Source organism: Bifidobacterium asteroides (assembly GCF_003202755.1).
GTDB lineage: Bacteria > Actinomycetota > Actinomycetes > Actinomycetales > Bifidobacteriaceae > Bombiscardovia > Bombiscardovia asteroides_F.
Map to the genome: position 1 here is coordinate 275,831 of NZ_QGLK01000004.1, position 22,488 is coordinate 298,318.

General features: G+C 60.3%; 17 protein-coding genes and 1 riboswitch. Of the genes, 5 read left to right on the plus strand and 12 right to left on the minus strand.

Annotated elements, in window-relative coordinates; genetic code table 11:
- Positions 1 to 60: 60 nt before the first annotated feature.
- The 7 genes from argJ to DKK74_RS05255 all read right to left on the minus strand — a co-directional run bounded on the left by argJ (position 61) and on the right by DKK74_RS05255 (position 8,452).
- Entirely contained in the window at positions 61 to 1,230 is a 1,170-nt protein-coding gene (gene argJ, locus DKK74_RS05225; protein ID WP_110413112.1) for a bifunctional glutamate N-acetyltransferase/amino-acid acetyltransferase ArgJ, read from the minus strand.
- Positions 1,227 to 2,321: an N-acetyl-gamma-glutamyl-phosphate reductase gene (gene argC / locus DKK74_RS05230; RefSeq protein WP_110413113.1), complete on the minus strand. Its 1,095-nt coding sequence runs from the start codon at positions 2,319 to 2,321 to the stop codon at positions 1,227 to 1,229. The genes argJ and argC overlap by 4 nt, the downstream gene beginning before the upstream one ends.
- Positions 2,322 to 2,429: 108 nt before the next feature.
- Complete coding sequence (locus tag DKK74_RS05235; protein WP_219997354.1) at positions 2,430 to 3,032, minus strand: DJ-1/PfpI family protein; 603 nt, start codon at positions 3,030 to 3,032, stop codon at positions 2,430 to 2,432.
- A gap of 115 nt (positions 3,033 to 3,147) precedes the next feature.
- Entirely contained in the window at positions 3,148 to 3,753 is a 606-nt protein-coding gene (locus DKK74_RS05240) for a DUF4190 domain-containing protein (RefSeq protein ID WP_052733342.1), read from the minus strand.
- 27 nt (positions 3,754 to 3,780) lie between these two features.
- Positions 3,781 to 6,387, minus strand: coding sequence for a phenylalanine--tRNA ligase subunit beta (gene pheT, locus DKK74_RS05245; protein ID WP_110413114.1), 2,607 nt, complete (start codon positions 6,385 to 6,387; stop codon positions 3,781 to 3,783).
- A 7-nt stretch (positions 6,388 to 6,394) separates the two neighbouring features.
- Positions 6,395 to 7,462 (minus strand): phenylalanine--tRNA ligase subunit alpha, encoded by a 1,068-nt coding sequence (gene pheS / locus DKK74_RS05250; protein ID WP_110413115.1) that lies wholly within the window; start codon positions 7,460 to 7,462, stop codon positions 6,395 to 6,397.
- 69 nt (positions 7,463 to 7,531) lie between these two features.
- Positions 7,532 to 8,452 carry a TrmH family RNA methyltransferase gene (locus tag DKK74_RS05255; protein ID WP_110413305.1) on the minus strand — a complete coding sequence of 307 codons (921 nt, stop codon included), beginning with the start codon at positions 8,450 to 8,452 and terminating at the stop codon, positions 7,532 to 7,534.
- A 220-nt stretch (positions 8,453 to 8,672) separates the two neighbouring features.
- On the opposite strand from DKK74_RS05255, the gene DKK74_RS05260 reads away from it, so the two are divergent.
- A complete protein-coding gene (locus tag DKK74_RS05260; RefSeq protein ID WP_015022073.1) occupies positions 8,673 to 9,293 on the plus strand; it encodes a superoxide dismutase in 621 nt (206 codons plus the stop codon).
- Positions 9,294 to 9,405: 112 nt separating this feature from the next.
- On the opposite strand, the gene DKK74_RS08970 is transcribed toward DKK74_RS05260, so the two are convergent.
- From DKK74_RS08970 to DKK74_RS05275, 3 genes are all read right to left on the minus strand, one after another.
- On the minus strand, positions 9,406 to 11,901 hold the full coding sequence (locus DKK74_RS08970) for an ATP-binding cassette domain-containing protein (protein ID WP_110413116.1): 2,496 nt from the start codon (positions 11,899 to 11,901) through the stop codon (positions 9,406 to 9,408).
- A gap of 10 nt (positions 11,902 to 11,911) precedes the next feature.
- Positions 11,912 to 12,586 (minus strand): ECF transporter S component, encoded by a 675-nt coding sequence (locus DKK74_RS05270; protein ID WP_258334466.1) that lies wholly within the window; start codon positions 12,584 to 12,586, stop codon positions 11,912 to 11,914.
- 49 nt (positions 12,587 to 12,635) lie between these two features.
- Positions 12,636 to 12,751: riboswitch (TPP riboswitch) on the minus strand.
- 27 nt (positions 12,752 to 12,778) lie between these two features.
- Positions 12,779 to 14,155: a dipeptidase gene (locus DKK74_RS05275; protein ID WP_110413117.1), complete on the minus strand. Its 1,377-nt coding sequence runs from the start codon at positions 14,153 to 14,155 to the stop codon at positions 12,779 to 12,781.
- Between the two features lie 66 nt (positions 14,156 to 14,221).
- On the opposite strand from DKK74_RS05275, the gene DKK74_RS05280 reads away from it, so the two are divergent.
- The 4 genes from DKK74_RS05280 to glnA all read left to right on the plus strand — a co-directional run bounded on the left by DKK74_RS05280 (position 14,222) and on the right by glnA (position 18,841).
- A complete protein-coding gene (locus DKK74_RS05280) occupies positions 14,222 to 14,848 on the plus strand; it encodes a DUF3043 domain-containing protein (protein ID WP_110413118.1) in 627 nt (208 codons plus the stop codon).
- 141 nt (positions 14,849 to 14,989) lie between these two features.
- A complete protein-coding gene (locus tag DKK74_RS05285) occupies positions 14,990 to 16,477 on the plus strand; it encodes a dihydrolipoyl dehydrogenase family protein (protein WP_110413119.1) in 1,488 nt (495 codons plus the stop codon).
- 48 nt (positions 16,478 to 16,525) lie between these two features.
- Positions 16,526 to 17,260 carry a DUF4191 domain-containing protein gene (locus tag DKK74_RS05290; protein WP_110413120.1) on the plus strand — a complete coding sequence of 245 codons (735 nt, stop codon included), beginning with the start codon at positions 16,526 to 16,528 and terminating at the stop codon, positions 17,258 to 17,260.
- Between the two features lie 144 nt (positions 17,261 to 17,404).
- Complete coding sequence (gene glnA, locus DKK74_RS05295; protein WP_110413121.1) at positions 17,405 to 18,841, plus strand: type I glutamate--ammonia ligase; 1,437 nt, start codon at positions 17,405 to 17,407, stop codon at positions 18,839 to 18,841.
- 89 nt (positions 18,842 to 18,930) lie between these two features.
- On the opposite strand, the gene DKK74_RS05300 is transcribed toward glnA, so the two are convergent.
- Positions 18,931 to 19,383 carry a hypothetical protein gene (locus DKK74_RS05300; RefSeq protein ID WP_110413122.1) on the minus strand — a complete coding sequence of 151 codons (453 nt, stop codon included), beginning with the start codon at positions 19,381 to 19,383 and terminating at the stop codon, positions 18,931 to 18,933.
- 12 nt (positions 19,384 to 19,395) lie between these two features.
- Positions 19,396 to 22,476 carry a beta-glucosidase gene (locus DKK74_RS05305; protein ID WP_110413123.1) on the minus strand — a complete coding sequence of 1,027 codons (3,081 nt, stop codon included), beginning with the start codon at positions 22,474 to 22,476 and terminating at the stop codon, positions 19,396 to 19,398.
- Between the last annotated feature and the right edge of the window lie 12 nt (positions 22,477 to 22,488).

Sequence of the window (22,488 nt, forward strand, 5' to 3'; positions counted from 1 at the left end):
TCCTTATGACCATCTTCCGATTGCTGCCGCTCCTGGCACTGCGTCCGATCAGACTTCCTATCAGGTGTGGTAGTCGGCATTGATGGTCACGTATTCGTGGGTCAGATCATCGGTCCATACCGTGGCCTGGCTGTCGCCCTGACCAAGGTCGATGTCGATGTGAACCTCGGGAACGTGCAGATCGACCAGCTCCGGGTCCTGTCCGGGACGGCCTCCCTGGCAGACCTTGATGCCGTTGAAGCTGACATCCACATGGGCCGGATCATAGGCCGCCGTAGAAACAGGCACAGTGCCCAGGGAAGACACCACTCGACCCCAGTTAGGGTCTTCCCCGGCCACAGCGCATTTGAGCAGCGTGGATCCGGAGACCGCCCGGGCGCAGGCAAGGGCTGCACCCTCGCTCTCGGCACCGTCCACACGGATGCGGATCCGATGCCTGCTGCCCTCACCATCAGCCACGATCCGATGGGCTAGATCCGTGCATGCCTGACCGAGCTTCTCCTGGAACTGCTCGGAGTCGGGCCGTACACCAGAGGCCCCGGAGGCCATCAGCAGGACGGTGTCATTGGTGGACATACACCCGTCCACGTCGATCCGATTGAAGCTGAGTCGGCAAGCCTCGGATAGGGCTTGACGTGCCTGTTCCGGCTCCAAAATGGCGTCAGTAGTGATTACACAGATCATGGTGGCCAGCTGCGGGGCAATCATCCCGGAACCCTTGACCATGCCCCCCAGCCGCCAGCCAGACCCGTCCACGGCCACTGTCTTGGTGCAGGTGTCGGTGGTCAATATGGCCTTGGCGGCCTCTTCACCAGCCTCCTGACTGGACGACATCCCCTGGGCAGCTTGGTCGATGCCAGTCAATATGGAATCCAGATGGAGCAGATGACCGATAATCCCGGTGGAGCAGACAGCGACCCGATTGCTCGGCAGGCCTAGTTTCTCTCCTGTCCGCTCGGCCATGGCTCTGGCCTGGTCCAGGCCCTCAGGACCAGTACAGGCGTTGGCATTACCAGAGTTGATGACCACGGCTCCGGCACGGCCTTCTTCAAGGATCTTGCTGGTCCAGATAACCGGAGCGGCCCGGAAACGATTAGGTGTGAAGACCCCCACAGCCGTGTCCATGGGTCCGCTGTTGACGACCAGGGCCAGATTGCGGCGCTGTGAGCCTCCCGGACGGTGGGCGATAGCGGTGCCGGTCCGGAAGCCTGCAGGGTAGGTGATGCTCATGGTGCCACTCCTATAGTTGTCAGTCCGGTCTCCTCAGGTAGGCCCAAGGCCAGATTTACGGCCTGGAGAGCCTGGCCTGCGGTGCCCCGGGTCAGGTTGTCGATGGCTGCAAAAGCGTAGAGGCGGTCAGCGCGCTGGTCCACAGCTACCTGGACCTGGGCCCGGTTGGAGCCGTAGACATCGGCCGTGGAGGGAAGCCTGCCCTCGGGGAGCAGATCGACAAACTGCTCCCCGGCATAGACCTCTTTCCAGATTCCGCGAACATCAGACACCCCCATGCTCCGTCCACGCGTGCTCAGCTTGGCTGAGACCACTGCCAGAATCCCCCTCGACATGGGGACCAGTATAGGGGTCAGCCCCATGCGGATGGGTTGTTTCCCAAGACCCCCTATGCTCGGGTTCGCAGCTGCGGCCTTACGCAGATTTTGCAGAATCTCAGGGATATGCCGGTGGGTGCCTCCGACCGAGTAGGGATGGGCTGAATTGATGGCCTGGGCTGCCAGCAGGTCCATTCTGCCGCCTGAGCGTCCGGCGCCCGAGTAGCCGACCGCCAGGTCAGCAACCAGATCATCGATCTGCACCAGTCCGGCGGCTAAAGCAGGCTGGAAGGCCAGAGTGACTGCCGTGACATTGCAGCCAGGACCAGCGATCCGCCGAGTCTGTCCAAGCAGCTGACGCTGGCGACCGCCACCCGGATTGAGCAGCTCAGGCATCCCGTAGGTCCACGGGCTTGAGAAAGGCCCGCCGTAGTAGTCTTGCCAGTCGCCCGGATCCTCCAGCCGGTGATCAGCACCCAGGTCGACCATCAGCGATTGCGGATCCAGCTGCTCTGCCAGGGGACCTGAAGCCCCGTGAGGCAGTGCCAGAACCACCAGATCGTGGCCGGCCAAGATCTTTGGATCGGTATCCTGAATCTGCAGCGAGGCTATCGACTCCGGGAGGTTGGGCGAGAACTCCCCCAGCAGCCGGCCAGCCGAGCCATGACCGGTGACCGTGCAAACCTGAAAGGCTGGATGGGCCGCCAATAGACGGATCATCTCCGAGCCGGCATACCCCGAAGCTCCCGCTACAGCCACCGTGTATTGCCGCATGAGTGCTCCCTTCATCGGGCACCATCATACATACTCATGCAGTAAAACGCATATTTATGCAATTCGGCGTGTCGCTATATATCTGCTCTAGCTGTGCAACGCTTCCAACTATGCGAAGGGGTCATAACCGGAGTCTCTGTTGCGGATATATTCCATTTGCCTGCTGGCCTTTTCCGCAGCCTCGGACCCGCACGCCTCCTCTACAAAGGCCAAGGCCATATCGATGCCGGCCGAGATACCCGAAGATGTACGAAACTTGCCATCGACCACCCAGCGCGCATCCTTGATCCAGTCCACACGCTTCCCTGTGCTGACGACCCAGTCAAAGGCCAAGTCATTTGAGGTCGCACGCCGACCGTCGAGCACACCAGCGGCAGCCAAGAGAGCCGAGCCTGTGCAGACCGTCATTACCTGCGGCGACCTGGCGGCCAAGCTTGCCAGCTGCCCTGTCCATTGGTCGTCCCCAACCAGAGTTCGAGTACCGGACCCGCCGGGTATCAGCAGAACCCCTTGGGAATTGATATCTTCTGGCCCTACAGTTTCGACCCTGACACCGCCCTCACCGACTTTCATGCCGGACCCGTCAAGAGAGAAAAGCCGCACTCGGGCACCATCAGTATTGATGAAAACCTCAAAGGGGCCAAAAACATCCAAGGGTTCAAACCCGTCGAATACGACGATATTGACATCCAAACCCATCTGATCGAACATCCCCTCGTAGATCTCTATATCCCAAGGCTGACAGCATATGCACAAACATGAATTCCGGCTCATGCAAATGCATAATCGCATCCAGACATCCAGAAGGAGCCAGTGCCTTGAGTTTTCAGGCGCTGACGCCACCTGAGCCGGATCCGCCGCCCGTCGAAGGCGATGGCATCATCTGCTGGTAGAAATCATTCAGGGAGATGCCGTTGACCAGCAGCCAGATCCAGGCAAGCGTGAAGAGCAGGTTGATGATCAGGGCCGCCATGGCCAATCCATAGCCCTTCATATGCAGTCGGCGGGTCCGATACATGGAAACGCCACCCAGCAGAGCGGGAATCACAGGCATGGGCAAGAAGAGGGCCATAAGGAAGGCGATGATGGCGCAGGGATCCCAGTGGCCGTAGGCCGGATTTTGGGAGGGGTCGTTCAGATCGGGCATGCCCTGAGGAGGCCAGACCGGAGCGCCGGGACGGGCTTGAGGATTCCCAGGGTTTTCGCCACGACCGGGACCCGGCTGCCCCGCCATGTGCATAGGACGGTTGGCGGGGTTGCCTTGTGACGAATCGGATTCCTTGGCCTTGGGCTCAGGGTCTGGGCGACCGTATATGTACGGATTCCACCCTGGATAACGATCGGCGCGTGCGCCGTACAAAGGCTGGTCGCCCCCATCATGATCCTGGCGGTCAGGTCCACCGGCTGTGCCCTGTTCTTGAGAATCCGTCATGTCCCTCGGCCCCCTTGTGATGCCCGGTCAAGCGCGCAGTACGGCGCCCAGACCCGCAGTCTTGTCAACGATGGCCTGACGCAGGGATTCGCTGTCCTCGGACGTCAAGGTGCGGTCCGGGGCGCGGAAGGTGACTGCGAAGGCCAGTGATTTTGCATGCTCACCGATCTGATCGCCAGTGAAAACGTCGAACAGCTCGATGGATTCAAGACTAGACCCAGCCGCTTCTCTGATGGCGGAAGTCAGATCAGCTGCCGAGACCGTGTCCGGCACAGTGAAGGCCAGATCCTGACGGACCGGCGGGAAGGTCGAGACCGGCTTGGCCTGCAGGGGTGTGTAATCCAGGTGGTCCAGCACCATGTCCAGGCTCAGCTCGAAAGCGGCAGAATGGGCAGGGAAACCCAGAGCCTGATCAACCCGAGGATGCAGCTCGCCCACCATGCCGACGAGCGTGCCGTCATCCAGGACCAGCCTGGCGGTGCGGCCCGGATGCCACTGGTCAGGCACCTGCTCGGCTGAGGGTTGCTCCAGCCGATAATCGGCACCCAGCCTGTCCAAAACCCGGCGAGCCGATTCGACTGCATCAGTCCAGTCCACATCCCTGCTGTCCTTAAGCCAGCCGTCTTCCTGGGCCCGGCCTGTCAGCAAGGCCGCCACATGCAGCCGTTGCTCTGGCAGACCCTGGTCCAGGCGAGCCAAATCCTCGTCGCTGGGCCGCACGCCGCCCGGAAGTGTAGGTACCGCAGGAGCCTTGGGGTCGCGACGGAAGACATAGCCGATCTCGAAGAGACGCACATCAGTGTTGCCACGTCGCAGGTTGCGGCCCACGGTGTTGGCCAGTGGCAGCAGCAGGCTCTGCCTCAGATAGGGCCTATCAGCGGCCATGGGGTTGGCCAGCTCCACGCTGTTGATATGGACCTCATCAGGATCCATGCCGAAGGCCTTGAAATCATTGTCACCGACAAATGGATAGTCCAGAACCTCGGTCAGCCCATACTCGGCCAGGGTGTCCGCCGCCCAACGGCGACGCTGCTGGCGATCGGTCAGACCAATTGCTCCGGAAACCTTGGGTGATGGCACGGTGACGGGGATACGGTCGTAGCCCACCAGGCGGGCCACCTCTTCGACCAGGTCGCAGCCCTCGCCCAGGTCGGGCCTCCAGGTTGGCGGAGTCACGGACAGCCGGTCCTGAGGATCGCCTTGGACCGTGCAGCCTATGTCGCGCAGAATGGCCACAATGCGCTGGGGTTCCACATCCAGTCCAGTCAGCCTGGCCACCTCGCTGACAGTAAAGTCGATGACTGACATGGGCTTGGTCTGGTTCATATCCAGCGGAGCATCCAGGTCCTGGCCACCGGCAAGGCGATGCAGCAGGTCAGCGGCCATAGCCGCGGCAGCCGGCTGCATCTGCGGATCGACCCCGCGCTCAAAGCGCTTGGAAGCCTCGGAGGGCAGCTTGTGGCGACGTGCGGTCCTGGCGATGGTCACCTGGTCGAAGTGGGCGGACTCAATCAGAATATTCCGCGTCTGATCGGTCACCTCTCCATACAGACCACCCATGACTCCGGCCAGACCCAAGATACGGGATCCCTCTTGCCCCTCGGGCGAGTCGGTAATGAGCAGATCCTCGGTGCTGAGCTCGCGATCCTTGCCATCCAGAGTGGTCAGGTGCTCACCCTGCCTGGCCCTACGGACTACGATGGGCCCGCTGAGCTTGTCCAGATCATAGGCGTGCAGGGGCTGGCCCAGATCCAGCATGACATAGTTGGTGATGTCCACCGGCAGACTGATGGAGCGCATGCCGGCACGTACCAACCGCCGACGCATCCAGCTGGGAGTGGCCGCCTTGGGGTCACACCCGGTCAAGGCACGCAGGTAGTACCGATCACAGCCTGGCTGACCGTGAATAGGGTTCTCGTCCTGAATGCGCACGGCCAGCGGAGCCTGATCCTCCTGAGCTGCGGGGGCCGGCACTGTCTTGTTCAGCTCAATCACCGGATCCGTGTACTCAGCACCCGTGGAGTGGTGGTATTCCCTGGCAACCCCCCGGTAGGAGAAGGCATAGCCGCGGTCGGGTGTGATGTTGATCTCAAGAACAGGCCTGTTCATATGGAGCAGAGCTATGGCATCGTCACCTGGCTTGAGCTGCTCGTACTGCTCGGGGGTGAACCCGTAATTGCGCAGCAGGATGATGCCCTGATGGTCCGAGCCCAGCCCCAGCTCACGCTCTGAGGCGCACATGCCGTCCGAGATGTGGCCATAGGTCTTGCGCGGTTCGATACGGAAGTCCCCAGGCAGGACGGCCCCTGGCAGGGTCACCACCACCTTTTCGCCCGCAGCCATGTTTGGGGCCCCGCAGACTATGCCTCTAGGCACCTTGTGACCCTGGTCGTCCACAGCGTTGTACTGCTCGCCCACATCCACATGGCACCAGTTGATCGTCTTGCCGTTCTTCTGAGGTTCAGGCTCAGCATCCACCACATAGCCGACCACGATAGGACCGGTCACCGTGGACTCATGAATGTCCTCTTCCTCCAGACCGACCCGAACCAAGTCCTTGGCCAGCTGTTCATAGGTCAGATCCTCAGGGACCTGCACATGCTCCTTGAGCCAGTCGATATCTACCATTGGCATCTGACGGTCACTCCCCCATCTCGAACTGCTGACTGAACCGCACGTCACCCTCGACCAGGTCGTGCATATCGTTGATGTCGTGGCGCAGGAGCAGGGTGCGCTCCATGCCCACGCCGAAGGCGAAGCCTGAATAACGCTGCGGATCCACGCCGGCCGACCTCAGAACGTTGGGATTGACCATGCCGCAGCCTCCCCATTCGATCCATCCAGGGCCGCCCTTCTTGTCGGGGAACCAGAGGTCCATCTCGGCGCTGGGCTCGGTGAAGGGGAAGTATGAGGGACGCAGTCTGGTCCGGGCCTCGGGACCGAACATGGCAACGGCGAGCTTGTCCAGGGTGCCCTTGAGGTCGGCCATGGTCAGATGCTCGTCGACGGCGATGGCCTCGCACTGGTGAAAGACCGGGGTGTGGGTGGCATCCAGTTCGTCGGTGCGGAAGACCCTGCCCGTGCAAGCCACATAGAGCGGCACGCCGCGGGTTATCAGAGAACGGGCCTGGTCGGGCGAAGTATGGGTGCGCATGACCATGTTGGAGCCGACGAAACCGGCGGCGTCCCTGGCCTGGCTGCCCTTGACATAGAAGGTATCCTGCATCTGGCGGGCAGGATGGTCAGGGCCGAAGTTAAGGGCATCGAAGTTGTACCACTCGGCTTCCAGCTCGGGGCCCTGGGCGATGCTCCAACCCATGGAGACGAAGAAGTCCTCTACGTCCTCCATGAGCTTGGACAGTGGATGCCGAGCACCCTGCGGATGGCGGTTGACCGGCAGGGTCATATCCACCTGCTCGGCAGCCAGACGGCGGGATTCCTCCTCCTGGCGCAACTGCCGCTCCTTGAGCCCGTAGGCGCGGCCAAAGTCAGCCTTGAGCTTGCCAGCTAGGCGGCCGGCGGTTTTCTTCTGATCCGCTGGCAACGTACCGATAATCCGACCGGATCCGGCCAGGGCTGAACCTGTCCCCGCATACCGGGCCTTGATCGCCTTGAGCTCCTCCAGATCAGAGGCCTCGCGAATCCTGCCGATGCCCTCGTTGACCTCGTCGGTCATCGCCGCGGGGTCGAATTCTTCCTGTGCCACCATGGACCTTTCCACTGTTGCCAATGCCGTATCCGGGCCGCAAATCAGCGGAAATCCCGGTCGTTGACGCCTTCACATTCTTTCAATACGACTCGACATGGCCATGGCGTAGAGCAGCACCGCCGCCGAGGTGGCCAGGTTGAGGGATTCAGCCCGCCCATATAGAGGAATGCGGACGATCTGATCCATGGATTGCAACAACTCCTTGGGCAGTCCGCGTGCCTCATTGCCGAAGAGCAGAACCATGGGCCGACCCGCCGAGTCTGGCCTGGTCAGGGCTCCGCTCGCCATCAGATCAGCCAGGGAGCGGACGGGCTTATCCGGTGTTCCATAGACATCGGCCGCCACCATGGTCCGACCCTGCCGTCTGCACAGGGCCAGGAAGTCCTCGGTGCTCATGGTCATCAGGGGTATGTGAAAGGCCGATCCAGCCGTGGAGCGAATGACCTTAGGATTGGTGAGTTCCACGCACTGGTCCACCAGGATGACTGCCTTGCAGCCAGCGGCATCGGCAGTGCGGATCACAGTGCCAGCATTGCCCGGGTCACGAATCTGCCAGAAAGCTGCCACCAGGTCGGGCCCCTCTTTCGTCAGGCGCTGGGGATCCTCGAAGTCCATCGATTGTGTCAGAAATCCGTCCGTACGCGCCTGGGCCACGATCCCCTGTGCATTGCCGCTGATGGCACGCATGACCCTGGCGGAGACGAAATGTCCGTAGCAGTCAGGCAGCTCCCGAGCCTGCTCCACGATGGCGCCCACAGTCTCGTTGAACGGCCGTGGATGACCGCCCCGGGCTGCAGGAGAGGATTCGTCCGACTGAATATAGAGGTCAGTCAGCAGGTCAGAACGCCAGCGGACCGCCTCGCGCACACTCTGCGGCCCCTCTATGAGGAAGCGGCCATGACGCTGCCGTGCCCGCCGATCCTGCAGTTCAGCCAGGCGACGAATTCGTTGGGCACGGGGATTGTCGAGAATGGAATCATCAAAGGGCATGGGCATAACTCTAGCCTCGACAGTCGAGAGCTCTGAGATCGGACCTCAATCGGCCTACATCTGTGGGAAAGTTCACTGAAAGAAAGGCCTGCGCCCCTTGTGCTCGCCGGACAAGGGGCTAGGGTAAAAGAACCGGTCGGGTCGACCACGTCCACAGCTGGTATGGCGCAGACCGACCATGGCACATCTGGCTTGGCCAGAATCATTGTGAGGAGACGATATGCCCGTATACACACTTCCCGATCTGCCCTACGACTACTCGGCGCTGGAGCCGTACGTGTCCGGCAAGATCATGGAGCTGCACCATGATAAGCACCATCAGGCTTACGTGAACGGTGCCAACAAGGCCCTGGAGCAGATCCACGACGCGGCCGAGTCCGGCAACGTGGCTCAGTCCAACCTGCTGGAGAAGAACCTGGCCTTCAACCTGGCCGGGCACAAGAACCACTCCATCTTCTGGAAGAACATGGCCCCAGCCATCGGCCAGGAGCCCACTGGCGAGCTCAAGGCCGCCATCGAGGACCAGTTCGGGTCCTTCCAGGGCTTCCAGACCTACTTCGAGTCCATGTGCGCAGGCATCCAGGGCTCCGGCTGGGCCGTCCTTGCCTGGGATACGCTGGGTGAGCGCCTGGTCACCCTGCAGATGTACGACCACCAGGGCAACCTGCCAGTCACCATCTTCCCGCTGGTCCTGCTGGACCTCTGGGAGCACGCCTACTACCTGGAGTACCTGAACGACCGGGCCAGCTACGTCAAGGCCTGGTGGCACATCGTCAACTGGGAGGACGCCTCCAAGCGGTTCGACGAGGTGCGCAACATCAACACCACTCTGGCCAGGTAAAAGACCGGCGCTTCCAACCACAGGCGGACCCCGGTCCTTTCCCCTCTCTGCGGGAGGTGGAAAGGACCGGGGTCCCTCCATATCCGGAGTCTGCTGCGGAAAACCCTGACAGTCAGTTGCCGAAGAAGGCGATGGAACCGGTCAGCGCAGCCACGGTAAGGGAAATCGCGGGCACAGCCAAGCATATGAGCAGGAAGCCCACATCACGAAGACTGACCTGGGAGACCCGGGCATGGGTGCGTGGTGTGCTGCCGCCGAAGCCCCTGGCCTCCATAGCCGTGGCCAAGGTCGTCGAACGCCTGATGGACAGGACCAACAGGGCGAAAGCCTGTGGCATAAAGGCCTTGAAACGGTTCTCATCGCCCAGTCCACGGCTGCGGCGCGAGGCGGTCAGGGCCGACCAATCATCCTTGAGAACAGTGAAGAGCCGCATACCGGCCAGCCCCCCGTAGACGAAGCGATCAGGCAGGTGGAGCACCTGGCTGAAGGCGTCGGCCAGGTCGGTGGCGTCTATTCCCAGTACGGTGATGATGGCGGGGATTCCGATGGCCAGGATTCGCAAGGCAGTGGCCAGGGCCAGATCCAGCGAGCGCTGGGTGATGTGGATCATTCCCCACTGCCAGAAGGTGGCGCCGCCGCTCTTGCCATAGAGGATGATCGCCAGGGCCGAGCCTGGCGCCCCCAGGAAGATGGGCCAGGTGGATCTGACCACGCGCAGGGGCGTGAAGCCTGCCGCACCCAGCAGCAGGAACTCCAGGATCAGGGCCGTCGTGGCCGAGACCGAGTCCAGACTGATCAGCAGGGGCAGAGCCGCCAGAAAGGCCCCTATCAGGCGAAAGGCCGGATTGATGGAGGCTATGTATGGCGACCGGCTGGCCGGTTTGACCGGTTCATCCCGCTGATCCATGGGTGTGACGGTCAGCCTGGTGGCAACGGTCTCCTGACGAGTCTGCAGCCTTGACCCGGCTATAGGCCAGACGGCTTTCTTGTTTCCCGGTGGCGTCATTTCCACCAGACGGGCATCCAGGGCCTGGACCAGCTCCCGGTCGTGGGTGACCAGGATGATGCAGGCTCCCTGGTCGCGCAGGTCTACAATCAGCTGGGCCATACTGACCCAGGTGTTCCTGTCCTGGCCGAAGGTGGGCTCGTCAAGAATCAGCATCTGGGGTGCTGCCGCCAGGGCCGAGGCCACCGTGAGACGCCGTTTCTCGCCGCCCGAGAGCGTGTAAGGGTTGGCGTGCGCGTACTGCCTCAGCCTGAAACTGTCCAACAGCTCAAGCGCACGGGCCTGGGCCTGGTCCTCGGTCATGCCGGTGCGGATGGGGGCCAGTTTGACCTCATCCAGGACCGTGCCCCTGGCGAACTGATGTTCAGGATTCTGAAAAACATAGGCAATGCGCGCGGCCAGTTGGGATGAGGTCCACCGGATGGGCTCAGGCTCGGCAGGCGTCTGCCCTTGGGTTTCCCGAAGCAGGCGATCCTGGGCAAGGACTGAACCGGCCACCGGCTCCAGCAGACCAGCCAAGGTCATGGCCAGAGTGGACTTGCCAGCCCCATTGGCCCCGACCAGGGCGGTGACCTGACCGGCCCTGAATTCCAGATCGATATGCTCGGCCACTGCCTTGTCCTGACGACCCACCGCCAGATCCTGGGCAGCCAGCAGAACGGGATGTTCATCCTGGCCGATGTCGGATTGCCGATGTCTGCTCCTGTCCTGACCAAGCGCAGGAAGCGAATCCTTGGCGCTCCTATAGGCTTCCGGAACCCAGATGCCCAGGGCGGCCAGATCCAGTCCAGGATCAGTGAAGACCTCCTGGGGGCTCCCGTCGGCCATGATCACAGTCTTGCGATAGGCCGCAGCACCCGATCCTTCAGTGCCGCCTTCAACCTCACCCAGCCCAAGCACGATGACCCGGTCGATCATGTCCATCCAAGGCCCTGCCCGGTGCTCGACCAGAATCATAGTGGAGCCTTGCCGATCCAGGACCTTTCTGACGGCATCGACAATCTGCTCGACGCCGACCGGGTCCAGATTGGCCGTGGGCTCGTCCAGCAGGAGCAGCCCAGGCTGCATGGCCAGGGCACCAGCCAAGGCGAGGCGCTGCATCTGTCCTCCACTGAGATGCATGGTGGGCCGGGTCAGCTGCAGGTCGGCCAAACCCACCTCGGCCATGGCCTGACGCACCCGTGGCCAGATCTCATCTCGTGGCAGCCCCATGTTCTCTGGTCCGAAGGCCACATTGTCTCCAAGGCGCTGAAAGATGGCCTGAGCATCCGGGTCCTGAAGGACCAGTCCCACACGCCCCCGGCTGGAGACGGCGGGATTGCCGTCGATCAGGACCTGGCCCTGGGTCACCCCGCCCTCGTCATCCTCGACCTGGTCCTGGCCGCTCTGCGGTGCATGATCGCCCAGCAGACCGGCCACACCTTCAAGGATGGTCGACTTGCCAATGCCCGAGGCTCCCAGCAGAAGCACCCGCTGACCTGCAGGAATGCGTAGGGAAAGATCCCTGACGGCGAAGTGGTTCCGATAGGCATGCCGGTACCCCCAGCCGCGCAGTTCCAAGGCTGCGGGTCGATAGGAATTGTCCTGGATGCTCTGGTCCACTCCCGAGCCTCTACTTCCCGGCCATGCGAATATCGCGGCCGGAGGCGAAGCGGTCCAGGGCCCCGGTCGCGGCGATGGCCTTGTAGAGGTACCAGACCAGCACTCCGGCGATCAGCGCGCCTGAAATCAGGGTGGCTATCAGATAGATCACCCCGTAGGGGCCGGTCAGGTTGATGGCCTGCAGGTGCGTGCAGAAGGAGTATAGCCAGCAGCCGAAACCAGCTGCCGCACCGGACAGCGCCACCGTGGGCATGTTCCAACGCCGATAACGCAGCAGTATGAAGACCAGCTCGGCCATGAAGCCCTGAAGCAGACCGATCAGTATGGTCTCCACAGGCACCCATTGGCTGCCCAGCAGCGACTCCAGGATGGCTGCCACCAGCTCGGCGTAGACGGCAGCCCCCGGCTTGCGTACGATGACCAAAGCCAGGGGCCCGGCAAATAGGTAGAGGCCGTTGAGGATACCTCCCAGACCGGGCACAACCCCATCCAGGAAGGACCAGGGAATGGTGGTCACCATGGCGACCACCCAGTAGATGACGGCGGAGGCCACCCCGATGACCGAGGCGACGGCGATATCCACCACCCTCCACCGTTTGGAGGGGATCCTGACCTGGGAGGGGGTCCGCTCAGACTCCGGCTCCGATCCGGAAACAGTATTGTTCATGAAATGACCATCGGTCATGATCTTGTGCCTTTCCTCGGGGCGCTCCCTATGAGCGCCATCCCGTTCAGGCACGGGTCCAGTGACATCCGTGCGCCGGCATTACCCGGTAAACGTTCGTCCGGTTGAGGCTGAGCCTCCTCTCAGCCGCACGCCCTCAGGCATACGGCCCCCGTGTCACCTATAACCCTAGAACACACCGTGGCCAAAAAGTCAGTTCTGACCCGCGCCCAGGGAATCCAGCAGGAGGGCCTCGGTGATGATGTTGTCGACCAGCCCCTGCAGGGAGATGGACTCGTTCGGACTGTGGGCGTTGGACTGGGGATCCTCGGGGCCGGTCACCAGAACCTGAGCCTCAGGGAAGAGCCGCTTGAGTTCGGGAATGAAGGGGATAGATCCGCCCTCGCCCTTGTTGACCGGGTCGCGTCCGAAGGCCTGCCGCATGGCCTCCTCGGCCTGCCGGACCACCGGGCTGTCGGCATCCATGGCCCATCCCATGCCCATGTCGCCGGGCGTGACCTCCACCCTGGCCCCTTGAGGAGCATGGGCGATCAGGAAATCGGCCAGTGCCTGCGCGGCCTGCTCAGGACGCTGGGTGGGCGCGGTGCGCAGGGAAATGCGGAAGCGGGTCTTGTCGGCCAGCACGTTGAAGGAGCCCTCCACCGGGTGGGCATCGAAGCCAATCACCGCCGCTGCCGGCTTGGTCCAGAGACGGGATGCCAGGGAGTCGGTTCCGGCCAGCCGGTAGGAGTACACCACACCGGCATCTGAACGCAGCTGGGCCTGGTCCAGGTCACGCTGCAGGCCGCCGATAGGCTGGTCGCTCTCCAGGCCGGGCACCGCAAGCTGACCCTGGTCGTCATACATGGAGGCAATCAGCATGGCAGCCAAAGTGTTGGCATCCAAAATAGGCCCGCCGAACTGGCCGGAGTGGACCGGATGCTCCAGGGCTGTGACCGTGACATCCAGGTCCGCATTCCCTCGCAGAGAGGTGGTCAGGCTTGGGGTGTCCGCCGACCAGTTGCCCGAGTCAGCCACGATGATCAGATCCGAGGCGAAGTCGTCCCGATGAGCCTGAAGGAAGGGGATGAAGCTTTGCGAGCCCATCTCCTCCTCCCCCTCAATAAAGACCTTGACGTTGACGCGCAGGTCCTTGCCCAAGGCATGCAAGGCACCCGAGTGGATGGCAATACCGCCTCCGTCGTCGGCCGACCCACGTCCGTAGAGCCGTCCCTCCTTCTCCACACCGGTAAAGGGATCAGTGGACCACTGGGAGGGATCGGGCACCGGCTGCACATCGTGATGAGCATAGAGCAGAACAGTCGGAGCATTGGGATCCACTTGACGGGATCCGATGACCTCGAAGGCACCAGGGGTCCCGTCAGGATTGGTGGCCTGGACCACATGGGCGTCCACACCCACCTGCCGCAGCTGTCCGGCCACATAGTCGGCTGAGCGCCGCATGTGATCCCCGGTGATTCCCTTGGCTGAGACCGAGGCCAGGGCGATCTTGTCCTTGAGCAGATCGACGACCCGGCTCTCATCGTCCTGAACACGTGTGCGGATCGTTTCCAGGCCCAGCTTTGCCATCGCTACCTCCTGTGATTGCTTGTGAATCAATGCTTGCGAGTCTAGGCGTCACCGTAACCTGTTCGCATGACATGGAACCCCTTCTCACGCAAGGATCGACGGGACAAAGATGCGGAGGCGGACCAGACGGCCTCCGCTGAAGAGGTACGAGGCAAGGGACGCCCCACACCCAAGCGCAAGCAGGCCGAGGCCCGGAACCTGCGTCCGCTGGTCCCCAAGGACCGCAAGGCCTCGCGCAAGGCCGCCAAGGCCCGGATCCGAGCCCGTGAGGATGCCCAGTACGAGGCCATGAGGACCGGCGACATCGACCACATGCCCAAGTCGGAGCGCCTGCCTTGGAGGATCTACATCCGCGACTATGTGGATGCTCGCTTCAACCTGCTGGAATGGATCTTCCCGGCCATCATCCTCATGTTCGTGGCCACCCTGATGGGCATGTTCGTGGGTCCGCAGCATTACGCCACCTTCACCATGGTGGTGACCATCCTTCTCTATGGCTACCTGATCGTGGCCCTGGTCGACACCTGGCTGATGTGGCGCAAACTCAAGCGCCTGCTGATCGACAAGTTCGGCGAGCGCTCGGTGGCCAAGGGTTCCCGCTCGGCCTCCTATGCCTGGCAACGGGCCATGATGGTCCGGCGCTGGCGGGTCCCCAAGCCCAGCCAAAGCAAGCGTGGGCACTGGCCCAAGTGACAGCCGGTTGTCCTGACTTACCGACCCATCGATTAGCCGCGCCGCCCGGTTCCACTTGAGGTTCCGGGCGTTCTTCGTATTCACTCCACATTCTGCTGATGGTCTTCATTCTCCCAGCCTCTACGGCTAGCATTGATTGTTATGCAGCAATCGATCAACCAACCCGGTACGCAGTCCCTGGACCCCTGGGATGCCAACAGCCGCCAGTACGACACCGTCATCATCGGATCCGGCCCAGGCGGCTATGCCACGGCCCTTCGCACGGCAGAACTGGGCGGAAGGGTGGCCCTGGTCGAGCAGGACCCTGTTGTTGGCGGTGTCTGTCTGAACCGGGGATGCATCCCCACCAAGGCCCTGCTGACCGCCACCCAGGTTCTCGAACAGGCCGACCTCGGGGCCGCCATGGGCATCAACATCAAGTCGGCCGATATCGACTACCGGAAGCTCCAGGATTATCAGGACCGGATGGTTGATGCCATGACCGGAGGCCTGTCGAGCCTGCTGAAGCAGCGTGGCATCACCGTGGTGCACGGCCATGGCACCATCGTCGGCGACGGCCTGGTGGAGGTGACCGATGCTGACGGCAATCAAACCCGCCTGACCACCTGCGACACCATCCTGGCCACCGGGTCTCATGCCAGGGCCCTGGAGGAACTCCCCTTCGATGATCTTGTCATCGACACCGACCGGGCCCTGACCCTCAAGCCCTTCCCCCGCCGGGCACTGATCATCGGCTCAGGTGCGGTGGCCCTGGAATTCGCCACCATTTGGAATCAAGCCGGCTGCCAAGTGACCCTGATGGTCAGGCGGGACCGGGTCCTCTCCCACTGGGGGCGGCGGACCGGTCAGATCCTGACCCGGGAGCTGGAGCGTCAGGGAATTCGGATCATCACCCATGCCCGTTGTTCGGGCGGGCACCGTCTACCCGCTGATGGAGGCATCCAGGTCGACTACCAGCCAACGGACGACAAGGGCCAGGCGGGAACGATCGAGACTGATCTGGTCCTGGTAGCCATCGGCAGGGACCCCAACACCGATCCCAGGCACATGAAGGAGCTGGGCATCGACCTGGACGAACATGGCCAGGTCCTGACCGACTCCCAGGGACGCACCAGCCGCGACCGGGTCTGGGCCCTGGGCGACATCACCCCGGGTCACCACCTGGCCCACAGGGCCTTCCAGCAGGGCATCACCCTGGCCGATGCCGCCTCCGGTCTGGACCCCGAGCCGGTCAACGAGGCCACCATCCCCCGCGTGGTCTTCTCCTCCCCCCAGGCCGCAGCTGTGGGCTTCAGCCGTCAGGAGGCCGAGGACGATCCATCACTGAATCAGGTCAAGGAGACCATCTACCCCATGATGTCCAACTCGCGCATGCGCATGAGCGGCATGCAGGGCACCCTCAGTCTGATCACCGCCTGCCAAGCCACCGACATGGAGAAGCAGATAGTGGTCGGTCTGGAGATGGTATCCCCCCAGGCTTCGGAAAACATCGCCGAGGCCCAGCAGCTGGTGGGCAACCAGATCCCCCTGCACCGGGCGGCCGGGCTCATCCACCCCCATCCCACCTTCTCGGAAGCCATTGGAGAGGCCCTGCTCAAGGCTGACGGCAGACCCCTGAACATGCGGTAGGCATGCGGTAGACTGGTCAACCAGTGAACGTTTCCGAGTGAGGATGGCATGGCTACAGAGGACACCAAGGGCAAAAAAGCAAAAAAGAAGACCAGTACGATCAGCCAGATCGTCAAGATCTACCAATTCACTTATGAAGAGGACAAGGCCCTTCCCTGGCTGCTGGCCGCAGCCATTCTGGTGCCCACACTGATAGCAGTGGTGATCTGCCTGCTGGCCCACTTCAGCTGGCTGTCCTGGATACTGACCGTGCTTCTGGGCATCATGGTCGGCCTGCTTCTGGCCACCATGACCCTGACCAGGCGATCAGACCGTGTCGGTTACGCCAAGATGGAGGGTCGTCCAGGCGCTGCCGCCGCCGTCCTGAGCAGCATCTCCAAGGCAGGTTTCTCCTTCCCCCAGGAACCCGTCTGGATTGACGCCAAGACCAAGGATGCCATCTGGAGGGGCACCGGTCGCACCGGGGTCTATCTGATAGCCGAGGGCGACTACAACCGCGTCAATAAGGCCATGAACCGCGAGGAGGAGAAGATCCGCCGCATCACCCGCGGGTCGGCCATCCCCATCTACCGGATCAGCGTGGGCCACGGTCCAGACCAGGTCCCGCTCAACAAGCTCCAGCGCACTGTGATCAAGAAGAAGGTCAAGCTGACCGCCACCGAACTGGAGACGCTGAACGACCGGCTGGTCACCCTGCAAAAGCGGCAGAGCGCCCTGGGGATGCCCAAGGGCATTGATCCGACCAAGATACACGTCAGCCGCAAAGCCATGCGCGGGCGCTGATGTTTCCCAAGGTCCCGACATCTCCCTCAGGGAGGTGCCGGGACCTTCGCATGAAACACCCCCGTAACCTCAGTGGCGCATTGCCGAAAAAACCGGTCCCCTAGACTGGGTGACCGTTACGGTTTCCACGAAAGGAGCAGTTCAGTGAGCGAACTTAAGTCAAAGGCCGATTGCGAAGCTCTGATAAACCAGGAGGGCGTGGAATATGTCTCAGTCAGGTTCACGGACCTGATCGGGGTCCAGCAGCACTTCACCGTCCCCGCCAGCGAATTCCTCAAGGACGCCTTCACGGACGGCATGGCCTTCGACGGCTCCTCCGTCCAAGGCTTCCAAGCCATCAACGAGTCCGACATGAAGCTGATTCCGGATCCTGAAACAGCTTATCTGGATCCCTTCCGCCGCCACCGCACCTTGAATGTGGCCTTCTCCATCGTGGACCCGGTGACCGACGAACCTTACTCGCGCGACCCCCGGCAGATCGCCTCCAAGGCCGAGGCCTACCTGCGGTCCACCGGCATCGCCGACACGGCCTCCTTCGCTCCCGAGGCCGAGTTCTTCATCTTCGACAAGGTTCGCTTCGAGAACAGCATGCAACGCTCCTTCTATGAGGTCGACTCCATCGAAGCCCCCTGGAACTCGGGCGTGGATGTCGAAGAGGACGGCTCCGACAACATCGGTTTCAAGAACCGGGTCAAGAGGGGCTACTTCCCTGTACCGCCCATCGACCACTATCAGGATCTGCGCGACGACATGGTGGCCAACCTGCAAAAAGTGGGCCTGATTCTGGAGCGCTCCCATCACGAGGTGGGCGGCGCTGGCCAGCAGGAGATCAACTATCGCTTCAACACCCTGCTGCACGCTGGCGACGACCTGATGAAGTACAAGTACGTGGTCCACGAGACCGCCGCTCTGGCTGGCAAGGCCGCTACTTTCATGCCTAAGCCCATCGCCGGGGATAACGGGACAGGCATGCACTGCCACCAGTCCCTCTGGAAGGATGGCAAGCCCCTCTTCTATGACGAGAATGGCTACGGCGGACTCTCCGACATCGCCCGCTGGTATGTGGGCGGCCTAATTGAGCATGCCTCGTCCGTCCTGGCCTTCACCAACCCCTCCACCAACTCCTACAAGCGGCTGGTGCCCGGCTATGAGGCCCCGGTCAACCTGGTCTACTCGGCCCGGAACCGTTCGGCAGCCATCCGCATCCCCCTGGCCGGCACCTCGCCTGCTGCCAAGAGGATCGAGTTCCGCGCGCCCGACCCCTCCTGCAACCCATTCCTGGCCTTCTCGGCTCAGCTTATGGCAGGACTGGACGGCATCCTCAACCACACCGAGCCCCCGGCCCCCATTGACAAGGACCTCTATGAGCTGCCTCCGGAGGAGCACGCCCAGATCAAGCAGGTGCCGGGCTCCCTGGAGGAGGCCCTGAACGCTCTGGAGGAGGACCACGACTTCCTGAGCGAAGGCGACGTCTTCACCGACGATCTAATCCAGACCTGGCTGGACTTGAAGCGCGGTGAACTGGACCAAACCCGTCTGGCTCCCACCCCTCTGGAGTATGAGCTCTACTTCCACATCTGAGCCATGGTTAATAAAAGTTGGGGCTCCATCCTTTACGATGGAGCCCCAACTGTATCCGATTACAGTTACATCAATCCAGTTTGAAAGCCTTATCTGCCGGTATTCTTACGCACCCTAAAGAAAGAGGTGACAACGGCCAATACAGAGGCCAGCGCGAAAAGGACTATGGCAATCAAGGCACTCTGCAAATCAGCCATATTCTGCGCATTTTGCTCGAAAGTCATGATGCTGGCAAAGCCATTGATCCGACTTGTCAGAAAACTCACCATACTCAGTACGAGCAGTACGGCTGCTAAGCAAAGAGCTATATCGCGAGCCAAGGCTAACCATCTGCTGCCTTGATAGACCTGCCCGGAGACAAGGACGAAAATCTCTGACGCCATAGCTACGATGGCACAAGCCAAGACACTTGGCTCGACTCCCAAATTTTGGAAGTAAGCTGTTTTCCCGTTAATTTCAGCATAAATCAAGGCAGCCAAAGTGACAATGAAGGTTAGGGTGCCCATATAGAAACCGATTGATTGACGCTTGAAAAAATCCATGATCTCCACCTTTCAGATTGACCTGTAATAACGGCGACGACTGACCATGTACATGACCAAGCTCAAAAGGGTCAGCAGAGCCGTACCCGCCGTCGACCACATCAGAACTTTGTCGTACCAAGTGCGGATAGTCTCCAAATGTGACTTCGCATCCAAACCGTCCATTACATTGGAGTTCGCATAGGCGTAATTCTGCCAAGTCATGTTCCTTTTCAAGTCACTCATGAGCTGGGCGTCCTTGCTGACATTCTTCAGGTTCCACTCTGGCCACTTTCTTGATACGGCATCCAGGCTGTCATTTCCGGTACTGGTCAGCATGGTTACTCCGTTATGGGCAGAAGCCGGTAGATTTTGATATTCGGTATCCATGATGAAGTCCTGGGAAAGCACACCTTTAAAGCCCCACTCCTTACGGAGTATGTTCATGAGCAGTCCAGTATGGGCATTGACAGCCACCACACCAATCCGGTTAAATCCGGTCATCATACCCAAGGCTCCGGCATCTTCGACTATGCTCTGGTTAGCTCTAAGCTCGCCCTCACGCGCCTTCTGCTCAGTCATGAAAACAGCTATGCCCGTGCGATTGATCTCTGTGTCGTTGAAAGCAAAATGCTTGGGCGCCAAAATACAGCCGTACTTTCTGGCTTGGCGGACGGAGGAAGCCGCTTGATAGGCAGTCAGCATAGGATCCTCGGAATAGTATTCATGGTTCCGGGCATTGTACGCGGTGCGATGAAGATTGGTGCCGACACCCCAGATAAGCGCAGTGTTGGCCCAGATCGAATAATTACCCAGGGCCTTACCCCACTGACCTGCCAAGTCCTTGCTGAATGTCTGGCCGATAACGGTTTCCACGGCCATGACCCCCATGGTATAGGAAAGGTTGTGATCCGTCCCGTCAACCGCATAAGGATCACCTGATTGCTTGTCCTTGTTGGCATACTGCCCTAAAGGATAAGAAGCAAATCCATTGGGACCGTCGTTCTGAACTACTTCAGGTGAGCTGATGGAACGAATGGGCTTGGTCGAAGTTCCTCCGAAAGCGGTCCTGATCATGGCTTCCGGCAAGGTCAACTGATCCATGAGCTTGGACCATCGCTTATCTTTGATGTCTGTAACACCCTTCAGCTGGGCCAAGGTCATCCCATTATTGGCACCGAACTTTACCGACTTAGGATCGCCTTGGGATTTTATCTGGTAAGTCTGATTGGTCAGACCCTGCTTGAGCATACTGGAGCTCGCCGTCAACCCCTTATAAGTTTTGGGCCAAGTGCTTTCCCAATCGCTTCTGCTCAGGTTAGTGACCGAACCTGGCTTGTAGAAGTTCAAGTCTGCATTCGCTAGCTGGTTGGTCACTTTGGCACCTGTCTTGCTGACTGCGTAACGACTGGTGTCGCGCTGCGCCAGATTCCAGCTTGCCACCTGATCCATCATGCCATCTGCAGATGCGCCCTTGGCCTTAAGGACATTTTCCACAGCTTGGTGGGCATCATCTCCCAAAGCGAAGTAATAGTCCCCAGCATCCAGGACATAACCCCCTTTACGTCCGTGATTGCCAAGAGTGGAATCCCAGCTGGCCATATACTGGGCATCCGCTTTGATCGTTAAGGTCTGCGATTGACCGGGCTGAAGCAAATCGGTTTTGCCATAGTCCAACAACTGGACCTCGGATTTTTCAACATGATGCTCACGGTCATAGTCGGTATAAGGAGTGCTTACGTAGAACTGTGCAACATCCTTGCCGGCCACCTTACCAGTGTTAGTCACTTGGATGCGCGCGGTTACTGTGCCCTCTTTCATATCTACTGCTACTTGGTCCAATGTTTGACGAAAGCTGGTGTAAGAGAGACCATAACCGAACGGATAGGTTACTTCCCTGTTGTAATCCCAGGCATCGCCAGTAGTCGAACCAACCTTGGCATCTGCTTTGCCCTGACCCAGCACCTTATCGGCATATCTGGTCTCATAATACTTATAGCCGGTGTAGATGCCTTCAGCTTCGACGATTTCGGAGTTAATGCTGTGGGCAGGATCCGCATTAGTCCAACTGTAGTTTCCGTAGTTGTTGACTGCCGGAGCGCTGGTGTTGTTGGCAGCCCAGGTATCTGTCAAGCGTCCGGATGGATTCTCTCTGCCACAGAGAAGATCAGCAACACCATTGAAGCCATAAGCGCCTGGCAGGCCCACCTGCATGATGGCGTCTACTCCATCTTGATTTGCCAGCTCTTGAATCTGCATGGGATTAACGCTATTGATAAGAATGATCACCTTGCCATGATTGGTCTGCTTGGCTTTGACTGCAGCGTCGATCAACTGGCGCTCATCGTCCGAAAGTCCCAAGGGATCACGTTGATCGAGGTGCTGTTTGCTGTCCACCCCGTCCTTGCCTGGCGTATAGTTTCTATTCTCTCCCGAAGCCCTTGCCAAGGTTACAATCATTACATTGTCCTTATCCAAACTCGACCGCCAATCAGGCCGTGCCTGATCCATCTGGGATTGGGAGAGCTCCTTGCTAGAGAACCGTTCACCGATAAGGGGCGCCGTAATACGTGTGACCTTGCTTTTATGACCGAAATTATTGATTTCTGTCGAGAATTCATCTTTTTTAGACTGATAAAGCTGCTGAAGCGTTGAGTTGATGTCAAACTGCCTCGAGCGAAGAGCGGCTATCAAGTCAACCGTGTCGGCATCCGTACCCTTGTTCATACTCACAGAAGAACCCATGTCGCCGCCCAGGACCGGGTAATAGCTCGAGAATCCCAAAAGGGAGACTCGATGGGTTTCTTTCTCCGTCAAGGGCAAAGCTCCGTTGTTTTTTAAGAGAACAGAGCCCTCTGCGCTCATTCGTCTACCCAAATCAGCCACCGATGTCAACAATTCCTTAGTACTTGAGTAATCAGAACGGTAGGTGTAAGCCTTCCTGGCATCCTTGCCCTGGGCTGTGACGAAACGTGAGCTTTTGGTTCCCAGAAACTTATCAATATCCGTGCGAAAACCATTGACGGCCCCTGTAACTGAAAGAGACAAGGCCAGCAATGATGCAAAAACCGTTGTCATCCCCCTCCAGGCCTGTATACGACGATCATTTCTCATGACACAACCTCC